Raw genomic sequence first — 20,532 nt, forward strand, 5'->3', positions numbered from 1 at the left:
AGGCGACGGCACATTCAACTTTGAAGTCGACTGACACACCGCTTTCGCGAGCAAGCCCGCTCCCACAGGTATTCATATTTTGAAGCGGTAAACATGACCCAAGCACTCATCGAACTGTCCGACCTGGGCTTCAGCTGGCCCGGGCATCCGCCGTTGCTGGATATTCCGGCCTTTCGCCTGGAAGCGGGTGAAACCTTGTTCCTCAAGGGGCCGAGCGGCAGCGGCAAGACCACGCTGCTGGGGCTTCTGGGCGGCGTCCAGACACCGGACCGTGGCAGCATTCGCCTGCTTGGCCAGGAACTCACTGAACTGGGCGCCGGGGCCCGCGACCGTTTTCGCGTGGACCACACCGGCTACATCTTCCAGCAATTCAACCTGCTGCCGTTTCTCTCGGTGCGCGAGAACGTTGAACTGCCCTGTCACTTCTCGAAACTGCGTGCACAACGGGCGATCCAGCGTCACGGCAGCGTCGATCAAGCCGCTGCCACACTGCTGGCGCACCTGGGTCTGACCGACACAAATCTGCTTGGGCGCCGCGCCGACTCGCTGTCCATCGGCCAACAGCAACGGGTCGCGGCCGCCCGGGCGTTGATCGGCCAACCGGAACTGGTGATCGCCGACGAACCCACCTCGGCCCTGGACTACGATGCCCGGGAAAACTTCCTGCGGCTGTTGTTCGCCGAATGCCGCGCGGCCGGATCGAGCCTGCTGTTCGTCAGCCACGACCAGAGCCTGGCGCCGCTGTTCGACCGCCACCTCTCGCTGGCCGATCTCAATCGCGCCGCCACGCCACTCGAGGTCTGAGATGTATTTGTTCCGTCTTGCCATGGCCAGCCTGGCGAACCGCCGTTTCACCGCGATCCTCACCGCTTTCGCCATCGCCCTTTCGGTGTGCCTGCTGCTGGCGGTAGAGCGGGTACGCACCGAGGCGCGGGCCAGTTTCGCCAGCACCATCAGTGGCACCGACCTGATCGTCGGTGCTCGCTCGGGTTCGGTGAACCTGCTGCTGTATTCGGTGTTTCGCATCGGCAACGCCACCAACAACATTCGCTGGGACAGCTTCGAGCAGTTCGCCAGCAACCCGAAAGTGAAATGGGCGATCCCCATGTCCCTGGGCGATTCCCATCGCGGTTACCGGGTGATGGGCACGACCGAGGCCTACTTCGAGCATTACCAATACGGTCGCCGGCAACACCTGGCGCTGGCCGAGGGTCGGGCCTTCGCCACCGATCCGTTCGAGGTGGTGCTGGGGGCCGAAGTGGCCGAAGCACTGCATTACAAGCTCGGTGACAAACTGGTGCTGGCCCACGGCGTGGCGGTGGTCAGCCTGGTCAAGCACGATGACAAGCCCTTCACCGTGGTCGGCATTCTCAAGCGCACCGGCACCCCGGTGGACCGCACGTTGCACATCAGCCTCGGCGGCATGGAAGCGATCCACATCGACTGGAAAAACGGTGTGCCGGCCCAGGGCAAGGGCCGCATCAGCGCCGACCAGGCCCGCAACATGGACCTGACGCCCAAGGCGATCACCGCGTTCATGCTCGGCCTCAACAGCAAGATTTCCACCTTCGCCTTGCAGCGCGAGATCAACGAGTTCCGCGGCGAGCCGTTGCTGGCGATCCTGCCCGGCGTGGCGCTGCAAGAGTTATGGAGCCTGATGGGCACCGCGGAAAAAGCCCTGTTCGTGATTTCGCTGTTCGTGGTGCTGACCGGCCTGATCGGCATGCTCACAGCGATTCTCACCAGCCTCAACGAGCGGCGTCGGGAGATGGCGATTCTGCGTTCGGTGGGCGCGCGGCCGTGGCACATCGCGACCCTGCTGGTGCTCGAAGCCTTCGCCCTGGCGCTGGCCGGGGTCGCCGCCGGGCTGGCCCTGCTGTACATCGGCATCGCCGCCGCGCAGGGTTACGTGCAGTCGGCCTATGGGTTGTATCTGCCCTTGGCCTGGCCAAGCGAATATGAATGGACGCTGATGGCTGGCATTCTGGTCGCCGCTTTACTGATGGGCAGCGTGCCGGCCTGGCGCGCCTATCGCCAATCGTTGGCCGATGGCCTGTCGATCCGTTTATGAGGACGTTGAAGATGCCCCGCGCTTTACTTGCGCTGTTGATGACGGTCGCCCTGCCGCTGTGGGCGGCCGAACCGAGGGACTTGTCGTGGCAGGAAATGATCCCGCCGGACGCCCCGGCGGAAGTGCCGAACATGACCCCGCTGCACGACCTGTCGCAGATGAGCGATGCCCTGGCCGCCGAAGCGGCCCCGGCGGCCAAGCAGGATTTGCCCAACGCGCCGGTGGTCAAGGAACTCGACGGCCAGCAGATTCGTTTGCCGGGTTATATCGTGCCGCTGGAAGTCAGCGAGGAAGGCCGCACCACGGACTTTTTGCTGGTGCCGTATTTCGGCGCGTGCATCCATGTACCGCCACCGCCGTCGAATCAGATCGTGCATGTGAAAAGTGAAATCGGGGTCAAGCTCGACGAGTTGTACCAGCCGTACTGGGTCGAAGGGCCGATGCAGGTCAAGCCGTCCACCAGTGAACTGGCCGATGCCGGGTATCAGATGGCGGCTGAGAAGATTTATGTGTATGAGCTGCCGGAGTGAGCCTGGTAGCAATGTGTTGTTGATCAGATAGCTATCGCGAGCAGGCTCGCTCCCACATTGGACCGGATTCCTTCTGAAGAAACTCGGTCAACTGTGGGAGCGAGCCTGCTCGCGATGGGGCCCTCAAGATTTCCTCATCATCATTTTATTGAGCTGAGTCAATTAATAGCCCCTGACTCATTGAGCTGAGTCAAAAGACCGGATTAGAGCGCTGCATACCATGGGACATCAATTTTAGATGCCCTCTGGAGCCCCCATGCAAAAGTCTCTGCTCAGCGCTTCCCTCGTCGCCCTCGCGCTCGCGGCCCCGCTCGCCCAGGCGCACACCGCCGGCGATATCATCGTTCGCGCCGGCGCTATCACCGTCAATCCGGAAGCCGACAGTTCCAGCGTCAAGGTCGACCGTGGCCCGCTGGCCGGCGCCGACCTGGGCGGCAAGGCGACCATGAGCAGCGACACTCAGCTGGGTCTGAACTTCGCCTACATGATCACTAACAATCTGGGGATCGAACTGCTGGCCGCATCGCCGTTCGAGCACGATGTGAAGATCAAAGGCACCGCCCTGGGTGCGGCCAACAATAAGCTCGGTACCCTCAAGCACCTGCCGCCGACCCTGAGCCTGGTCTACTACCCGCTCGACGCCAAGTCGGCCTTCCAGCCTTACGTCGGCGCCGGCATCAACTACACCTGGATCTACGATGAACACGTCGGCAGCGAAGCCAGCGCCAACGGCTTCAGCAACTTCCGGGCGAGCAACAGTTGGGGCATGGCGTGGCAAGTGGGCGCCGACTACATGCTGACCGACAACATCATGGTCAACGGCCAGATTCGCTACATCGACATCGACACCACCGCCTATGTGGACAACAACGCCGTGGCCAGTGGCACCCGGGCCAAGGTGAATGTCGATGTGGACCCTTGGATCTACATGGTGGGGTTGGGTTACAAGTTCTAAATGGCAACGCAATGAAAAGCTGACAACACATCCTGTGGCGAGGGGATTTATCCCCGTTGGGCTGCGCAGCAGCCCCAAATAAACACATGAGGTGAACCTGACGCACTGCGGTGGCGATTACAGGGACTGCTGCGCAGTCCAGCGGGGATAAATCCCCTCGCCACAACAGTGTATGCCGTGACAAAAAAGGCGCCTTGCAAGGCGCCTTTTCTCATTCAGCGGCCCAGCAACCGCGCCAACCCCACGCTCATGGGCGTTTGTTGTGGAAAGCTGAAGCGCTCCAACAGCCGGCGATTATCAGCCCGGGAATGGCGGATGTCGCCGGAGCGCGCCGGGGCGTAGCTGATCGGCGGCAGATCGCCCACTACCGTGGCCAGGGCCTGGAGCAATTGCTTGAGGGTCGTGGCCTGGTTCCAGCCGACGTTCACTGCACCCACTTGCACTTCAGGTGTTTCGATGGCCTGCACCAACAGGTCCACCAGGTCTTCGACGTAGACAAAATCCCGGGTCTGCTCGCCATCGCCGAACACCGTGATCGGCAGGCCTTTCTGTGCCCGTTCGCTGAAGATGCTGATGACCCCGGAATAGGGCGACGACGGGTCCTGGCGCGGGCCGTAGATGTTGAAGAAGCGGAACACCACCGGCTCCAGCGCGTGCTGGCGACGGTAGAAGTCCAGGTAGAACTCGCTGGCCAGCTTGTCCGACGCATACGGCGTGAGCGGGGCCTTGGGTGTTTCCTCATCGATGGACTGGCCTTCGCCGTTGTTGCCATAAACCGCTGCGCTGGAGGCGAACAGCACCCGTTTCACCCCGGCCTGACGCATGGCTTCGCAGACATTGAGGGTGCCGATGAAATTGCTCTGGTGCGTACGCACCGGGTCGTCCACCGAGGCCTGCACCGAAGCCACTGCTGCCAGATGCGCCACGGCGCTGCAACCGGCCACGGCCCGGGCTACCAGCGCCGCATTGGCCACGTCGCCTTCGATCAATTCAACCAGAGGGTTGTCCAGCGGCAGGTTGCTGCGCTTGCCGGTGGACAAGTCATCGAGGATGCGTACCGAATGGCCCTTGGCGAGCAAGGCGTCGGTCAGGTGCGAACCAATGAAACCAGCGCCGCCGGTGATTAAAACAGGACCTTCAGCCATGACGATAAAACCTATCCAGTAAGCCCGGGAGTGCGGCGCGCCAGGCGCGGGGCTTGATCCCGAACGTGTGCAGAATTTTCTTGCAGGCCAGCACCGCATGCTGCGGTTCTTCCGCGGCGTCCGGCCGTGCGGCGTGTGCCTGGGGGGTGGGCGATTCGATTGCCAGGGGATGCAGGGCCCGGGCTTCGGTGAGGATCGCCTGCCCCAACGCCAGCGGCGTCGTCGCCTCATGCCCGGCATAGTGGTAGGTGCCCCACAACGGCGCGGCGCAATCGAGTTGCTTGAGCACCGAAATGATCACCCGCGCCGCGTCGTCCACCGGCGTCGGATTGCCCCGACGGTCGTCGGCCAACAGCAGGTCTTCGGGTTGTTCGGCTCGGGCCAGGAAACGTCCCAGGATACCGTCGGCACTGTCGTCCAGCAGCCAGCCGAAACGCAGCAGCACATGTTGCGGACAGGTGGCGCGCACGCTCTGCTCGATTCGCCACAACGCCTGGCCGCGCAGGCCCAAGGGTACCGGTTCGTCCTTTTCGCTGTATGCCGTGGCGCGGGAACCGTCAAACACGCGATAGCTCGACGGTTGCAGCAAAATGATGTTGTGATGCTGGCACAACTCGGCCAGGCGCTCGACGGCGCGCTCCTGGCTGGCCAGGCGCTGCTCGCTGACGGTTTCGGCCTGGAACCAGTCGAAGTAGTACGCCAGGTTGATCAAGGCGTCCGGTCGAGTGTCGTCCAGCAGCTGCGTCAGGCTCGCGGCATCCCAGCCGTCTTCGGGGGGGCGGGGGGCAAGAAAACCGATGTCTTCTTCCGCACCGAGGCGAATCAGCGCCTGCCCAAGGGCATTTCCGCCGCCCAGTAACATAAGGCGCATTCGCATAAAGTCAGCAGGCCCGGTCTGTTGGCAAAAGAATTGGGGTCGACAACGCCCGCAGGCGTTGTCGGAATCGTTGCATTTTGCGGGTTTAGTGCGCAACCGTCATCCGTAAAGTGCAGATCCGGTATTTTGTACTGTTCTTTAGGGCCCCTTCGCGAGCAAGCCCGCTCCCACATGGGAATGCATTCCAAATGTGGGAGCGGCGGTGCGGCGATCCGACTTGCTTGCGAAGGACCCCTACCTGGCGATAGAGATCCCGGACGGTACTTGCATCTTCCCCAACCCACCCGCATAACTGCCCACATGAATCTGCCCTTCCCAGCCGACCACGCCATGGCAGGCTTTCACCCCGCCGTTCGCGCCTGGTTCAGCCAGACCTTCCCGGCGGTCACGGCCGCCCAGGCCCGGGCGTGGCCGTTGATCGGGCAGCGCCGTTCGACCCTGGTGGCCGCGCCCACGGGATCGGGCAAGACCCTCACAGCATTTCTTGCCGTACTGGATGACCTGGTACACCGAGGCCTGGAACAGGGCGGGCTGCCGGACCAGACCCTGGTGGTCTACGTCTCGCCGCTCAAGGCACTGAGCAACGACATCCAGATCAACCTGCAAAACCCACTGGCCGGCATTACCGAACAATTGCGGCAGATGGGCTTGCCGCCCTTGCACATCACCACCGCCGTGCGCACCGGCGACACGCCACAAAAAGACCGCACTGCGATGCGCAAGAGCGCGCCGCATGTTCTGGTGACCACGCCCGAATCGCTTTACGTGCTGCTTGGCTCCGATTCCGGCCGGCGAATGCTCGCCAGCACCCGCACCGTCATTGTCGACGAGATCCACGCCATTGCTGCCAGCAAGCGCGGCAGTCACCTGGCCTTGAGCCTGGAGCGTCTGCAAGCGCTGTGCGCCGAACCGCTGATGCGCATCGGTCTGTCCGCCACGCAAAAACCCATCGAAGCGGTGTCGCGCTTTCTCGTCGGCCAGGGGCGCAGCTGTGAAATCGTCGATATCGGCCACGCCCGCCCCCGGGACCTCGATATCGAGGTGCCTGCAGTGCCGCTCTCGGCGGTGATGGCCAATGACGTCTGGGAACTGGTCTACAACCGCCTCGCCGACCTGGCCCGCGAACACCGCACCACGCTGGTGTTCGTCAACACTCGGCGACTGGCCGAACGCCTGAGTCGTCATTTGAGCGAACGCCTGGGCAAGCACGCCGTGGCCGCCCATCACGGCAGCCTCGCCAAGGAGTTTCGCCTCGACGCCGAACAACGGCTCAAACGCGGCGAGTTGCAGGTGCTGATCGCCACCGCGTCCCTGGAGCTGGGCATCGATATCGGCGACGTCGATCTGGTGTGTCAGATCGCCTCGCCGCGGTCGATTTCGGCGTTTTTGCAACGGGTCGGCCGCTCGGCCCATCAGGTTGGCGGCACGCCCAAGGGGCGCCTGTTCGCCACCACCCGCGACGACTTGATCGAATGCGTCGCCCTGCTCGATTGCGTGCGCCGTGGCGAGCTGGACATTCTGCATATTCCCAAGGCGCCACTGGATGTGCTGGCCCAGCAGATCGTCGCCGAGGTCAGTTGCCAGGAATGGCAGGAACAGGCGCTGCTGGAAACCTTTCGCCGCGCCGCGCCCTATGCCGAGCTGGATGACGAACACTATCAGGCATTGCTGCAAATGCTCGCCGAGGGCCTCAATGGTCGTCAGGGCGTGCGCAGTGCGTACCTGCATCGCGACGCCGTCACCCGCACCCTGCGCGGGCGTCGGGGCAGCAAGCTGACCGCCGTGACCAGCGGCGGCACCATCCCGGACAACGCCGACTACAGCGTGCTGCTCGAACCCCAGGGATTGAACATCGGCAGCGTCAACGAAGACTTCGCCGTAGAGAGCATCGCCGGCGACGTGTTCCAGTTGGGCAATACCTCTTACCGCATCATTCGCGTGGAAACCGGTCGGGTGCGGGTCGAGGATGCCCAGGGCCAGCCGCCGACCATTCCGTTCTGGCTTGGCGAAGCCCCCGGGCGCAGCGCCGAGTTGTCCCTGGCGGTAGCCCGTCTGCAAGCCCAACTGGACCACCTGCTCGGTGCCACGCCGGGCAACTTGCAACCGGCCCTCGACTGGCTGACCGGCACCTTGCAACTGAACCTGGCCAGTGCCGAACAACTGGTGGACTACCTGGCCCCGGCACGTCTGGCCTTCGGCGCCCTGCCCTCCCAGGACACGCTGGTGATGGAGCGGTTTTTCGACGAATCCGGCGGAACGCAACTGATCATCCACACGCCCTTCGGCAGCCGCATCAACCGCGCCTGGGGCCTGGCCTTGCGCAAGCGCTTCTGCCGCACCTTCAATTTCGAGTTGCAGGCCGCCGCCAGCGAAGACGCTATCGTGCTGTCGCTGTCCACCAGCCACAGCTTCGAGCTGGACGAGGTCTGGCGCTATCTCAATAGCCAGAGTGCCGAACAGATACTGATCCAAGCGGTGTTGGATGCGCCGCTGTTCGGCGTGCGCTGGCGCTGGAATGCCAGTGTCGCCCTGGCCTTGCCGCGCTACACGGGCGGACGCAAAGTCGCTCCGCAGATCCAGCGCATGAAAAGCGAAGACCTGATCGCCAGCGTATTCCCGGACCAGATCGCCTGCCTGGAAAACCTCGCCGGCGAGCGGGAAATCCCCAATCACCCACTGGTGGAACAGACCCTCGACGACTGCCTGCACGAAGCCATGGACAGCGAAGGCTGGCTGACGCTGTTGCGGCGCATGGAAGCGGGGGAAGTTCGCCTGATCAGCCGCGATCTGCCGGCGCCCTCGCCCCTGGCGGCGGAGATTCTCAGTGCCCGGCCCTACACCTTTCTCGACGACGCACCGCTGGAAGAACGCCGCACTCAAGCGGTGATCAACCGGCGCTGGAGCGACCCGCAGTCTACCGACGACCTCGGCGCACTGGACGCCGACGCCATCCAGGCGGTACGGGACGAAGCCTGGCCAGCCCCCACCCACCTCGATGAAATGCACGAAGCCCTGATGAGCCTGGCCTGCATCGCCGATAGCGAGGCAAGTGCTCAGCCGTCGTGGCTGGACTGGCTGCAGGCCCTGGCCGAGCGCGGCCGCGCCAGTCATGTACAGATCAGCGCCGAACACGGCCTGTGGGTGGCGCTGGAACGGCTGACGTGTCTGCAAGCCATTTATCCACAGGCTCAATGGCGACCGCCGCTGACGCCGCTGGCGGGTTTCGATGAACCCTGGGACCGCGATGAAGCCATGGTGGAGGTACTGCGCGCGCGGCTCAGCGCCTTTGGTCCACTGCCGTTGGAGGCCATCGCCTATCCCCTCGGTTTATCGTCCCCGTCAATCAGTCAGGCCCTGGCGCAGCTGGAACAGCAAGGCTATGTGTTGCGCGGCCGGTTCACCCCGGGCACCGGCCAGGAGGAGTGGTGCGAGCGGCATTTGCTGGCGCGCATCCACCGCTACACCGTCAAGCGCCTGCGCCGGGAAATCGAGCCGGTGATGTTGCAGGACTTCATGCGGTTCCTGTTCGACTGGCAGCATCTGTCGCCGGCCACTCAGGGCCGGGGCAGCGCGGTGCTGCCGTCGATCATCAGTCAGTTCGAAGGCTACCCGGCTGCCGCTTCGGCGTGGGACAGCGACCTGTTGCCGGCACGGATCAAGGACTATTCCCCGAGCTGGCTCGATGAACTGTGCCGCAGTGGCAAGCTGGTGTGGACTCGCCTGAGTGCACGTCAGAAGCAATCTTCCAGCGCCTTGCGCAGCACGCCGATTGTGTTACTGGCGCGCAATCAGGTCACCCTCTGGAGCAGCCTGACTGAACAGACCCCACCCAGCGAGCTGTCACCCAAGACGCAAAAAGTCCATAAGGCCCTCAGCGAACACGGCGCGCTGTTTTTCGATGAGTTGTTGCACGAGGCGCACTTGCTGCGCAGCGAACTGGAGATCGCGCTACAGGAACTGGTCGGCGCCGGGCTGGTGAATGCCGACAGCTTCGCCGGGTTACGCGCGCTGATCACCCCTGCCAGTAAGCGCCAGGCGCGCAGCAGTCGGCGTGGGCGCGGAGCGTTCGTGGGCGGCATGGACGATGCCGGGCGCTGGGCCTTGTTACGCCGTAGCGCCCCAGTGCCCGAGGTAGGAAACCGGCCAGCGACCCTGCCGCCCGACACCCTGGAACACATCGCCATGACCTTGCTGCGCCGTTATGGCGTGGTGTTCTGGCGCCTGTTGGAGCGGGAGGCGGATTGGTTGCCGAGCTGGCGTGAGTTGCTGCGCACATTTCATCGCCTGGAGGCGCGGGGCGAGATTCGCGGCGGACGTTTTGTCAGCGGCCTGGCGGGCGAGCAATTCGCCCTGCCCGAAGCCATCCCGCTGCTGCGTGAAGTGCGTCGCCGCCCCACGGATGGCAGCCTGGTGGCGGTGTGCGGCGTCGACCCGCTGAACCTCGCCGGGACCTTGTTGCCGGGCGCAAAAGTGCCGGCCCTGGCGAACAATCGGTTGGTGTATCGCGATGGTTTGCCGGCGGCGGCGCAGATCGCCGGCAAGCAACATCTGTGGCTGGATCTGGATGCGCAGGAGATGGCTGATGTGAGGAATAAGCTGATCCAGCGAGGTTGAACGTGTCTGGACCTCATCGCGAGCAGGCTCGCTCCCACAGTGGATCTTCAGTGCATAGAAGACCAGTGCTCACCGCGGCTCACATGTGGGAGCGAGCCTGCTCGCGATGAGGCCATCAGCACCACAGCACACTTTATCGACCATAAAGGCTGGCAGGCAACGCCACAAGGAACCGCCCCCCGCCACCCACCGCCGGTAACCCCATCGAAACTTTCTACCCCGCGCGACAGTCATCAAAAGACACAGGCGGTACGAGGTCATTGGCACGGGAGGGACACATGACGGCGATCCACATTGGCATTTCCGGCTGGCGTTACACGCCTTGGCGGGGGGATTTCTACCCCAAAGGGTTGACCCAGAAACGGGAACTGCAATTCGCCTCGCGAGCGGTCAATAGCATCGAAATCAATGGATCGTTCTACGCCCTGCAACGCCCCGAACGGTATGCCCAGTGGTACGCCGAGACACCGCCCGGCTTCGTCTTCAGCGTCAAGGCGCCGCGTTTCATCACCCACATCAGACGTCTTCGGGACATTCACAAGCCGTTGGCCAATTTCTTCGCCTCCGGCGTGCTGGAGCTCAAGGAAAAACTCGGCGCAATCCTCTGGCAGTTTCCTCCCAGTTTCAAATTCGAGCCCGAGCTGTTCGAAGACTTTCTCAAGCAACTGCCCCACAACACCGAAGATGCCGCCGCCCTGGCCCGGGAGCACGAACCGCGCCTTAACGGTCACGCCAGCACCCACACCGATAAAAAACGGCCGCTGCGCCACGCCGTGGAGATCCGTCATGAAAGTTTTATCGACCCACACTTCATCACCTTGCTCAAACGCTATGACGTGGCACTGGTGATCGCTGACACTGCGGGTAAATGGCCTTATCGCGAAGACGTGACCAGCGACTTCGTGTACTTGCGCCTGCACGGAGCCGAGGAGTTGTACGCCAGCGGCTACACCGACGCGGCCTTGAAACGCTGGGGCGAGCGGATCGAGGCCTGGAGCCACGGCACACAACCGCGCGATGCCCATTTGATCGACCCGAAAAAGAAACCCCGCGCCCGCAAGAGCCGGGAGGTGTTCTGCTATTTCGACAATGACATCAAAGTCCGTGCGCCCTATGACGCGCGTCATTTGCTGGAGCACTTCGACCTGGACAAGGACCTGGCCACCACGCCCGGCGAGCGCCCGGCCGAGGGGGTATTGCCATGAGCATCCCGGAGTTCACCGAAACGACCCGTGATCCAACCCAGGAACGGACGCAAGACCTCGACCGGATCAATCGCTTCACCGTCCTGACGGTCAACACCCATAAAGGTTTCACCGCCCTGAATCGGCGCTTCATCCTGCCGGAACTGCGCGAGGCGGTGCGCAGTGTGTCCGCCGACGTGGTGTTCTTGCAGGAAGTGCACGGCACCCACGAGCACCACCCGCAGCGCTATTCCAACTGGCCAAGCATGCCGCAGTACGAATTCCTCGCCGATAGTCTCTGGCCACAGTTCGCCTACGGACGCAACGCGGTGTACCCGGCGGGCGACCATGGCAACGCATTGCTGTCCAAATTCCAGATCATTCGCCACGACAACCTGGACGTTTCCATCAGCGGCCATGAAAGCCGCGGCATGCTCCACAGCGTGCTGCGTCTGCCAGGCGGCGATGAGCGGGAAATCCACGCCATCTGCGTGCACCTGGGGTTGCGCGAGGGGCATCGTGTCGAGCAATTGAAACTGCTTTGCCAGCGTTTGAGCGAACTGCCGCCCGAGGCGCCGGTCATCGTCGCCGGCGACTTCAATGACTGGCGCGGCAAAGCCAGCGAGCTGCTCGAACCCAGCGGGCTGCGGGAGGTGTTCGCCGAACAATGGGGCAAGCCGGCCCGCAGTTTTCCGGCGCGCCTGCCGGTCCTGCGTCTGGACCGCATCTACGTGCGCAACCTCAAGGCCCGTCATCCCAAGGTATTGCACGTACGCCCCTGGTCGCACCTTTCCGACCATGCACCGCTTTCGGTGGAGATCGAACTATGAGCGCGACTATGAACAAGGCGACGGTGGAACAGGTGGAGGCTCCGCCGACCGAGCGCAATCCGGCGCTGGTGGACATCGAATACGGCTGGCACGGCAATAACCGGGTCACGCTTTTGGAGAACGGCGAGGAATACTTCCCCAGGGTCTTCGAGGCGATACGCCGGGCCGAAAAGGAAATACTCCTTGAGACCTTCATTCTGTTCGAGGACAAAGTCGGTATCGAGCTACGGGACCTGTTGGTGGACGCGGCCGGACGCGGCGTACGCATCACCGTGAGCCTGGACGGTTTTGGTTGCGGCGAGCTGACCCCGGAATTTCTCGCGACATTGAGCGATGCCGGGGTGCGTTTGCAGATGTTCGACCCCGCCCCACGGCACCTGGGGATCCGCACCAACTGGTTCCGACGCCTGCATCGCAAAATCGTCGTGGTGGACGGTGTGATCGCGTTTATCGGCGGGATCAATTTTTCCGCCGACCATCTCGGCGACTTCGGCCCCGAGGCCAAGCAGGATTATTCCGTGGAGGTCAAAGGACCGGCGGTGGTGGATATCCACCACTTCGCGCTGTTGCAGAGCGGTCGGCCCAGCCGGGCAAAATATTGGTGGCAACGCCGCCGAAGCCGGCGCAACGAGTTGGCCTTCAACGATCACGACGGTCAGGTGCGACTGGTCTATCGCGACAACCATGAGCATCAGACCGACATCGAAGAGGTGTACCTGCAAGTGTTACGCAGTGCCCAGCGACGCGTGGTCATTGCCAATGCCTATTTCTTCCCCGGTTACCGGCTGCTGCGCGAGATCCGCAATGCCGCGCGGCGTGGCGTGCAAGTACGCCTGATCCTGCAGGGCCAGCCGGACATGATGATCGCCAAGCTCGCCGCGCGGATGTTGTACAACTATCTGCTCAAGGCTGGTGTGGTGATCTACGAGTATTGCGAACGGCCGTTGCACGGCAAAGTCGCACTGGTGGATGAGGACTGGAGCACCGTGGGCTCAAGCAACCTCGACCCCCTGAGCCTGTCCCTGAACCTGGAAGCCAATGTGCTGATCCGCGACCGGGCCTTCAACCGTGAATTGTTCGAGCGCCTCGATCACCTGAGCCGCAACCATTGCACCGCCATGCCGGCCAACCCTGCCCCACGGGGCCTGCTGTGGCGCATGACCATCGGCTTCATGGTGTTTCACTTCCTGCGTCACTTTCCGGCCTGGGCCGGCTGGCTGCCGGCCCATAAGCCGCGTCTGAAACCTTTTTCGCCGCCCACCGCGGTTCGGAGCGAACCCCATGAACCACTCTGACGCGCACACGGCGCCAAGTGATGCCCACGCGGGCGAACAAAGCAAAGCCAAATCACGCTGGAGCCGCTGGAAACGCCCACTGACCCTGGCCTTCTTCCTGCTGCTGATCGTGTTGTTCACGGCCCTGGCCCGGCGCATCGACTGGGCGGAAGTGTTCGCCACTCTGGCGGACTTCAAACTGCGCACATTGCTCATTGCCGGTGCGCTGACCGTGACCAGTTTCATCACTTACGCTTGCTTCGACCTGATCGGCCGCACCTACATACGGCAGAAACTGGGCTGGCGGCAGATCCTCCCGGTGGGCGTGATCAGCTACGCCTTCAATCTGAACCTCAGCGCCTGGGTCGGCGGCATCGCCATGCGCTACCGGCTGTATTCGCGGCTGGGGGTGAGCAACGGGAACATCGCCAAGATCCTCGGCCTGAGCCTGGCCACGAACTGGTTCGGCTACATGACGTTGGCCGGGGTGGTGTTCAGCAGCGGCTTGGTCACGATGCCGCCGGGCTGGAAACTGAGCAGCACTGCGCTGCAAGGTGTGGGCGTGCTGTTGCTGTGTATCAGTGCCGGTTACCTGGTGGCCTGCCGGTTTTCCAAACGCCGGGCCTGGACGATCCGCGGCATGGAAATCAACCTGCCGTCGCTGCGCATGGCAGGGCTGCAACTGGCGCTGGGGGCGTTGAACTGGTCGCTGATGGCGGCGGTGATCTTTACCCTGCTGCCGGGCAAACTGGATTATCCGGTGGTACTCGGGGTGCTGATGATCAGCAGCATCGCCGGGGTCATCACGCACATTCCGGCGGGATTGGGGGTGTTGGAGGCGGTGTTCATTGCCCTGCTGCAGCATGAGGTTTCTCGCGGCAGCCTGCTGGCGGGGTTGATTGCCTATCGGGCGATCTATTTCATCTTGCCGTTGTTGATCACGGTGGTGATGTACCTGGTGATCGAGGCGAAGGCCAAGGCGTTGCGGGTCAAGCCGGGGCCTAAGTGACGGGGTTCTGAGTTATGGGTTGTCTGAGCGGGCCTCATCGCGAGCAGGCTCGCTCCCACAGGAGATTTTTGGTGGGCCGCAATTCTGTGTTCGCCGCAGATCAATTGTGGGAGCGAGCCTGCTCGCGATAAGGGCCGCATGAACACAGCACAATCAGCGCGACTGAATGATGCTCAACCGCTCGCCCACCACCATCTCGGTGATCCAATCCACCAGGATTGAGGTGTAGGCCTGTTGTGACACCGGGTCGCTCAAGGCATGGTCGGCGCCGTCGATGATCCGGTGCGTCAGCGAATGGGTCTGCTGGCACGCTGCTCGGTAGCTCATGATCGTCGCGTGGGGCACATGGTCGTCGGTCTCCGACTCCACCAGCAACACATCACCTGTGAACTGCGAGCACGCGTGCAAGGCGCGGTTGGTGTCGGCGTGCACCAGGGTACTGCGGTAATCCAGCAGGTCAGTCTTGTCCAGGTCACGCTTGGGCGTGTGCCATTGCTCGTCGCGGTACAACGCCGGCACCCGCAATGCCAGCCAGCGCACCGGCCGCAGCAACGTCAGGATCGCCGCCAGGTAACCGCCGTAGCTAGTACCGACCACGGCGATCGCCGAAGTGTCCAGGGCTGGATGAGCGAGCAGCCGGTCGTAGGCGGTGAGCAAATCCCGCAGGTTGTCTTCCCGGGTCACCCGGGACAACGGAATGCCCGCCCCGCCGGTATGCCCGCGCAAGTCGAAGGTCAGGCAGACGCAGCCCAGGCCGGCGATGCCTTTGGCGCGCTCCAGGTCACGCTCCTGGCTACCGCCCCAACCGTGGACGAACAACACGCCCGGAACCTTCGATTTAGGGCTCAGAAAGGTGCCGTTCATGTATTCGTCGTCGATCTCGATCTGAATGGTTTCGCTTCTAGCCGTCATAGGAATGAACCGTTACGTATTTAAGAAGAAAGTCACCATTGTGCGCCGGGCCGCGATACACCTCCCTGGCCCCAGGGGGCAGAGGCTGGTCAGTGTAGGTCTCCACCGAGGACACACGAACCGCGCTGGACGAAGGGTCCTCAATGAACGCCTGCAACGCCGCGAGCTCAGCACTGCTGGCGCCACCCATGCGCCATGACTGTTCCAGCACACCACCGCGAGGCTGACCGCTGACATCAATACCTTGGGCGATGTCGTAATTGCGCCGCGAGGCAAAGAAACTTGGAAAGGCCTGATTGGCAGCATCGTCAAACACCTGCGCCAACCGCACCGCCTCACGCACATCGTCGGGCAGCTCAAGTTTGAGCAACTCAATATAGCCGCCCCGCACCGCCAACAGGTCCGAGCCGCCGTAAACCTCCAGCCCTTCACTGTCGCGCGTCAGATGTTGCACACCGCAGTAGCTCAAGACCTGGCCGTTGATGAAGCTCTGGCCGACGCTCTGGGTCTTGACCTGTTCGAGGTTCTGCTCAAGCACCACACCGTCGCGAAACAGCGTCTGGGCCTCGGGGTCGGCGGCGATTTCATCGAATTGCGCCAGACTCTTGATCACCCGCTGATCGCGGCCGGCACAGGCATGGATAGGCTTGAAGCGGATCGCTCCGGTGTACAGCAGATGCTCGGCCGCCTGGCGCGCATCCTTGAGCGCAAACACCGTCACACCATCGAGCACCGCCCCCCGGGTCAACTTGGCAAACAACGGCGACCAGCCCAAAGGCGCGACCGCATGCCGGTTCAGCAGACCGTGGGTAATGGCCTTGGTGCAGATAAAATCATGCTCGACGTAACCGCCCCAGAGATCCTCTGGCCCTTTGACGCCCAGGCGCAACGCCGCCTCGGGACCTATTACGGTTTGCGTGGGCAGTAAGTAGAGATCATGGCCGGCATGCTGCTGCGCGTTGTAACTGCCGCCGTATTCAAGCCCAAGAATCTGCGCCAACCAGCGGGCCAGCGCCCGATTGGTTTCGACTTCATGAAGCGGCGCGTGGGGGTTGATCGAATGGTCCACGACCCGTTTGTTGCGATTGACCGTCGTCATGCGGTGCCCTTTTAACTGCGCTCGATGGCTTTAGGTAAAGGGGTGCAGAGATCAGGCCAACGGTGTTACGAGCCAGGACGAGCAACGAAACGGGCGCCTGAGGGGGAATTGATAGCACCGGGCCTGTTTCATTCTGCACGACACCCTGAGGACATCCGGCAAATTGCACGACGGCTGCGACGGTGGCGAGGATCAATGACTACTTTTGAGCGTTCATCGGACTCACCCCAAACCTCGCCCGATAATCACTGGGCGCCAACCCGGTAATTTTCTTGAACGTCGCGCGAAAAGCCCCCGGGTCCTGATAACCCACCGTCCAGGCAATGTGGTCGATGGTGCCATTGGTGAACTCCAGCATTTCCCGGGCCTTGCCGACGCGCAAGTGCTGGCAGTATTCGGTGGGCTTTAGCCCGCTGGCGGCGCGAAACCTGCGCAGGAAGGTGCGTTCCTCCAGCCCGGCCTGTTCGGCCATAGCACCGAGGGAAACGTCCACTGCGCCGCTGCCTTGCAACCAGTGCTGGACCTTGAGAATGGCCGCGTCACCGTGTCCGAGGATGGGCGCAAAGTTACTGCCGCATTGGCTAGCGCTGTCGCTGTGTTCGATCACCAGAAACTGCGCCGTGCGCGTGGCGATGCTGGGTCCGAGCAGGCGGTCCACCAGTCGTAGCCCCAGCTCTGACCAGGCCATCAGCCCGGCCGTGGTAATCAGGTCGCCATCGTCGACGATGGGCTTGTCAGCGTCGAGTTTGATCTTTGGATAACGTGCGGCAAAGGTCTTGGCCGAGGTCCAGTGGGTCGTGGCACTGCGTCCATCGAGCAGACCGCTTTCGGCCAACAGAATCGAACCGACACACACACCACCCAGCACGGTGCCGTCGGCATGCCGCGCTCGCAACCAGGTCATCAGCGCCGGCGACACCAGCCCGTCATCGAAACCGGCGATGGACGGTGGAATCAGCAGCGCAACCAGTCTGCCCTGGGGAGCGGCGAAACTGTCGAACACCCGGGTCGGCACTTCACCCTCCTGCGCTCGCCAATGACTGACCCGCAGGCGCGGCAACTGAGCGCTGGCTTGCTCGTCGGCAATACGCTCCGCCACGGCGAACAGATCGGTCAAGCCATGCACCGCCGCCAGTTGCGCGCCGGGGTAGATGAGCACCCCGAGTTCAGCGACTGCCCTTTGCTGCGCCATTGTCAGTTTTCCCTCGCTTATTGTCGTTACGGCCAATTCTGAAACCGCTGGCATGAGCCAATACTGGCTCCAGACCCCACTGATCGAGGAAGCCTTATGTCCAAGCAAGCGCTCATCGTAGTCGATATCCAGAACGACTACTTCCCCCAGGGAAAATGGCCATTAGTCGATGCCGAAGCGGCCGCCGATAACGCCGCCAGACTGATCGAAGCCTTTCGCCAAGCCGCGGATCAGGTGGTGCACATTCGTCACGAATTCACCTCCGATTCCGCGCCGTTCTTCACCCCAGGCTCTGAAGGTGCTCAGTTGCATCCCAAAGTGCTCAACCGCGCCGACGAACCGGTGGTGCTCAAGCACTTCGTCAACTCGTTTCGCGAAACCCAATTGCAAGCCATCCTTGACCGCCACGACATTAAGCATCTGGTGATCGTCGGCAGCATGAGCCACATGTGCATCGACGGAGTCGCCCGGGCGGCGGCGGACATGGGCTATGAGGTCACGGTGATTCACGATGCCTGTGCCAGCCGCGATCTGGAATTCAATGGGCTCGTCGTCCCGGCGGCTCAAGTGCACGCGGCCTTCATGTCGGCCCTGGGGTTTGCCTATGCGGAGGTGGTGAGCACCGAACAGTTTTTGGCTGCCCGCCACTGAGTCATGCCTCAAGCGGCAAATTCAAGGCTAAAAAAAACCGCGCCTCGTAAACCGAAGCGCGGTTTTGTCTTTAGCTTGAAGCTCGCGGCTTGAAGCTTCCGGCTGCTTTAGAACGGAATATCGTCATCAAAGCTGTCGAAATCCGGAGCCGGTTGCGGCGCGGCCTGTTGTGGGGCCGCTGGGCGCTCACGCTGTGGCTGAGGCGCCGACTGCGGGCGAGGCGCCTGCTGGCGCGGAGCAGCCTGCTGGTAGTTGTTGCCACCTTGCTGCTGGTCACCCTGTGGACGACCGCCCAGCAGTTGCATGGTGCCTTGCATGTCGACCACGATTTCGGTGGTGTAGCGCTTGATGCCGTCTTTTTCCCACTCGCGGGTCTGTAGCTTGCCTTCGATGTACACCTGCGAACCCTTGCGCAGGTATTCGCCGGCGATTTCGGCCACCTTGCCGAACATCGACACGCGGTGCCATTCGGTCTTCTCGACCTTCTGGCCAGTCTGCTTGTCGGTCCACTGTTCGCTGGTCGCCAGACTCAGGTTGGTCACAGCGTTGCCATTGGGCAGGTAGCGAACTTCGGGATCCTGGCCGCAAGTACCGACCAATATGACTTTGTTAACCCCACGGGCCATAACGTTCTCCTAGGCTTCGCACGTGGTCGGGGCCGGGTTGTTCACCAGGCGCTCGAGCGTCGCGCGATCCAATAATTCGGTGTCCAGTTTGATATAAACGGCCGCTTCGTCGGCGACCACCACTGCATCGGTTACTCCAACGACGGCCTTAAGGCGCTCGGTCAGGCCTGCTTCGCGGATGGCTTCGGGCGACAACGGCAAGCGCAGGCTCGTCACATACGGAGGTTCGCGCATGGTAACAGCAAAGGCCAGCCAAAGTGCAGCCAGCGCGGCGCATCCCAGGAACACAACCGACAAACCGCCATGCTGGAACAGCCAGCCGCCGAGGATCCCGCCCAACGCCGAACCGAGGAACTGGCTGGTGGAGTACACCCCCATCGCCGTGCCTTTGCCGCCCGCCGGTGAAACCTTGCTGATCAGCGACGGCAGCGACGCCTCCAGCAGATTGAACGCGGTGAAGAACACCACTGTTCCGATCACCAGGGCCCGCAGGCTGTCGCCGAACTGCCAGAAGAATAGCTCAGTGAGCATCAGCGTCACGACGGCGCCGAGCAAAACTCGTTTCATTTTGCGTCGTTTCTCGCCGTAGATGATGAACGGGATCATGGCGAAAAACGAAATCAGCAGCGCAGTCAGGTAAACCCACCAATGCTGCTCCTTGGGCAAGCCGGCCTTCTCCACCAGCGCCAGCGGCAAGGCCACGAAGCTGGACATCAACATGGCGTGAAGCACGAAGATGCCCAGGTCCAGGCGCAGCAGATCCGGGTGCTTGAGCGTCGGAATCAGCGCTTGGCGAGCCACCCCGGATTCGCGGTGCTGCAACGGCCCGGTCGAGCGCGGCACCATGAACGCCACGATCAGGATGCCCACCAGCGCCATGCCTCCCGTGACCAGGAACAGGCCCGACAAGCCAAAGGCGCGGGTCAGCAACGGCCCAACGACCATCGCGACGGCGAACGACAGCCCGATCGTCATGCCGATCATGGCCATGGCCTTGGTCCGATGCTGTTCGCGGGTCAGGTCCGAGAGCAAAGCCATGACGGCCGCGGAAATTGCCCCGGCACCTTGCAGGATGCGTCCGGCGATCACGCCCCAGATCGAATCGGCATTGGCCGCCAGCACACTGCCCAGGGCAAAGATAATCAAGCCCAGGTAGATGACCGGACGCCGGCCGATGCGGTCGGAAATGACCCCGAACGGGATCTGGAAAATCGCCTGGGTCAGGCCGTACGCGCCAATCGCCAACCCGATGAGGGCCGGGGTCGCGCCAGCCAGATCCATGCCATAGGTCGCCAGCACCGGCAACACCATGAACATGCCCAGCATACGGAAGGCGAACACAAGGGCCAGACCGCTTGCCGCGCGGGTCTCGCCGCTGCTCATGCGTTCGCTGTGGGGATCGTGCATGGAAAAACCTCGTGTGAACCGGCGGCGATTCTACCAGTCCCATCGATTGAGGGGGTATATGGCGACCGTTTGCCGCGCAGTCTTCATGTATGACTGCAAACGCACTTTCAATAGTGTGCATCCATCCAGTATTTGCCCGTATACTCCTACGTTTTC

General features: G+C 62.5%; 17 protein-coding genes. 10 read left to right on the forward strand and 7 right to left on the reverse strand.

The window, feature by feature from the left end; genetic code table 11:
- Positions 1-93: 93 nt before the first annotated feature.
- The 4 genes from BM132_RS25280 to BM132_RS25295 all read left to right on the forward strand — a co-directional run bounded on the left by BM132_RS25280 (position 94) and on the right by BM132_RS25295 (position 3,556).
- On the forward strand, positions 94-804 hold the full coding sequence (locus tag BM132_RS25280) for an ABC transporter ATP-binding protein (RefSeq protein WP_092394807.1): 711 nt from the start codon (positions 94-96) through the stop codon (positions 802-804).
- A 1-nt stretch (position 805) separates the two neighbouring features.
- On the forward strand, positions 806-2,071 hold the full coding sequence (locus BM132_RS25285; RefSeq protein WP_092394810.1) for an ABC transporter permease: 1,266 nt from the start codon (positions 806-808) through the stop codon (positions 2,069-2,071).
- An 11-nt stretch (positions 2,072-2,082) separates the two neighbouring features.
- The gene (locus BM132_RS25290; protein ID WP_092394813.1) at positions 2,083-2,601 is read left to right on the forward strand and encodes a DUF3299 domain-containing protein; all 519 of its coding nucleotides are present in this window, start codon (positions 2,083-2,085) and stop codon (positions 2,599-2,601) included.
- 256 nt (positions 2,602-2,857) lie between these two features.
- The gene (locus tag BM132_RS25295; RefSeq protein WP_092394816.1) at positions 2,858-3,556 is read left to right on the forward strand and encodes an OmpW/AlkL family protein; all 699 of its coding nucleotides are present in this window, start codon (positions 2,858-2,860) and stop codon (positions 3,554-3,556) included.
- Between the two features lie 215 nt (positions 3,557-3,771).
- On the opposite strand, the gene BM132_RS25300 is transcribed toward BM132_RS25295, so the two are convergent.
- Positions 3,772-4,701, reverse strand: coding sequence for an NAD-dependent epimerase/dehydratase family protein (locus BM132_RS25300; protein ID WP_092459537.1), 930 nt, complete (start codon positions 4,699-4,701; stop codon positions 3,772-3,774).
- The gene (locus BM132_RS25305; RefSeq protein WP_076386543.1) at positions 4,694-5,578 is read right to left on the reverse strand and encodes a sugar nucleotide-binding protein; all 885 of its coding nucleotides are present in this window, start codon (positions 5,576-5,578) and stop codon (positions 4,694-4,696) included. The genes BM132_RS25300 and BM132_RS25305 overlap by 8 nt, the downstream gene beginning before the upstream one ends.
- Positions 5,579-5,878: 300 nt before the next feature.
- Here BM132_RS25305 and BM132_RS25310 point away from each other — a divergent pair, with 300 nt between their 5' ends.
- From BM132_RS25310 to BM132_RS25330, 5 genes are all read left to right on the forward strand, one after another.
- The gene (locus tag BM132_RS25310; protein WP_092459539.1) at positions 5,879-10,192 is read left to right on the forward strand and encodes a DEAD/DEAH box helicase; all 4,314 of its coding nucleotides are present in this window, start codon (positions 5,879-5,881) and stop codon (positions 10,190-10,192) included.
- Positions 10,193-10,470: 278 nt separating this feature from the next.
- Positions 10,471-11,397 (forward strand): DUF72 domain-containing protein, encoded by a 927-nt coding sequence (locus BM132_RS25315; RefSeq protein ID WP_092459541.1) that lies wholly within the window; start codon positions 10,471-10,473, stop codon positions 11,395-11,397.
- Positions 11,394-12,206, forward strand: a complete 813-nt coding sequence (locus BM132_RS25320) for an endonuclease/exonuclease/phosphatase family protein (RefSeq protein WP_092459543.1) — start codon at positions 11,394-11,396, stop codon at positions 12,204-12,206. The genes BM132_RS25315 and BM132_RS25320 overlap by 4 nt, the downstream gene beginning before the upstream one ends.
- Positions 12,203-13,501, forward strand: a complete 1,299-nt coding sequence (clsB, locus tag BM132_RS25325; protein ID WP_092459545.1) for a cardiolipin synthase ClsB — start codon at positions 12,203-12,205, stop codon at positions 13,499-13,501. Before BM132_RS25320 ends, clsB begins: the two co-directional genes overlap by 4 nt.
- Complete coding sequence (locus BM132_RS25330; RefSeq protein WP_092459547.1) at positions 13,488-14,489, forward strand: lysylphosphatidylglycerol synthase domain-containing protein; 1,002 nt, start codon at positions 13,488-13,490, stop codon at positions 14,487-14,489. The genes clsB and BM132_RS25330 overlap by 14 nt, the downstream gene beginning before the upstream one ends.
- A 153-nt stretch (positions 14,490-14,642) precedes the next feature.
- Here BM132_RS25330 and BM132_RS25335 read toward each other — a convergent pair whose 3' ends face one another.
- From BM132_RS25335 to BM132_RS25345, 3 genes are all read right to left on the reverse strand, one after another.
- The gene (locus BM132_RS25335; RefSeq protein ID WP_092394837.1) at positions 14,643-15,401 is read right to left on the reverse strand and encodes an alpha/beta hydrolase family protein; all 759 of its coding nucleotides are present in this window, start codon (positions 15,399-15,401) and stop codon (positions 14,643-14,645) included.
- The gene (locus BM132_RS25340; RefSeq protein WP_092459549.1) at positions 15,391-16,500 is read right to left on the reverse strand and encodes a DUF3182 family protein; all 1,110 of its coding nucleotides are present in this window, start codon (positions 16,498-16,500) and stop codon (positions 15,391-15,393) included. The genes BM132_RS25335 and BM132_RS25340 overlap by 11 nt, the downstream gene beginning before the upstream one ends.
- Before the next feature lie 199 nt (positions 16,501-16,699).
- Positions 16,700-17,692: a GlxA family transcriptional regulator gene (locus tag BM132_RS25345; protein ID WP_092459551.1), complete on the reverse strand. Its 993-nt coding sequence runs from the start codon at positions 17,690-17,692 to the stop codon at positions 16,700-16,702.
- A gap of 96 nt (positions 17,693-17,788) precedes the next feature.
- Between BM132_RS25345 and BM132_RS25350 the strand changes: the two genes are divergently transcribed.
- Positions 17,789-18,343: a cysteine hydrolase family protein gene (locus tag BM132_RS25350; protein WP_092459553.1), complete on the forward strand. Its 555-nt coding sequence runs from the start codon at positions 17,789-17,791 to the stop codon at positions 18,341-18,343.
- A 107-nt stretch (positions 18,344-18,450) separates the two neighbouring features.
- Here the strand turns inward: BM132_RS25350 and BM132_RS25355 are convergent, their stop codons facing one another.
- Both BM132_RS25355 and BM132_RS25360 read right to left on the reverse strand, forming a co-directional pair.
- A complete protein-coding gene (locus tag BM132_RS25355; protein ID WP_047229766.1) occupies positions 18,451-18,969 on the reverse strand; it encodes a single-stranded DNA-binding protein in 519 nt (172 codons plus the stop codon).
- Positions 18,970-18,978: 9 nt separating this feature from the next.
- Positions 18,979-20,376: an MFS transporter gene (locus tag BM132_RS25360; RefSeq protein WP_092394849.1), complete on the reverse strand. Its 1,398-nt coding sequence runs from the start codon at positions 20,374-20,376 to the stop codon at positions 18,979-18,981.
- Positions 20,377-20,532 lie beyond the last annotated feature (156 nt).

The organism is Pseudomonas sp. NFACC45, from assembly GCF_900113505.1.
In the GTDB taxonomy this organism is placed as follows: Bacteria; Pseudomonadota; Gammaproteobacteria; order Pseudomonadales; family Pseudomonadaceae; genus Aquipseudomonas; species Aquipseudomonas tehranensis.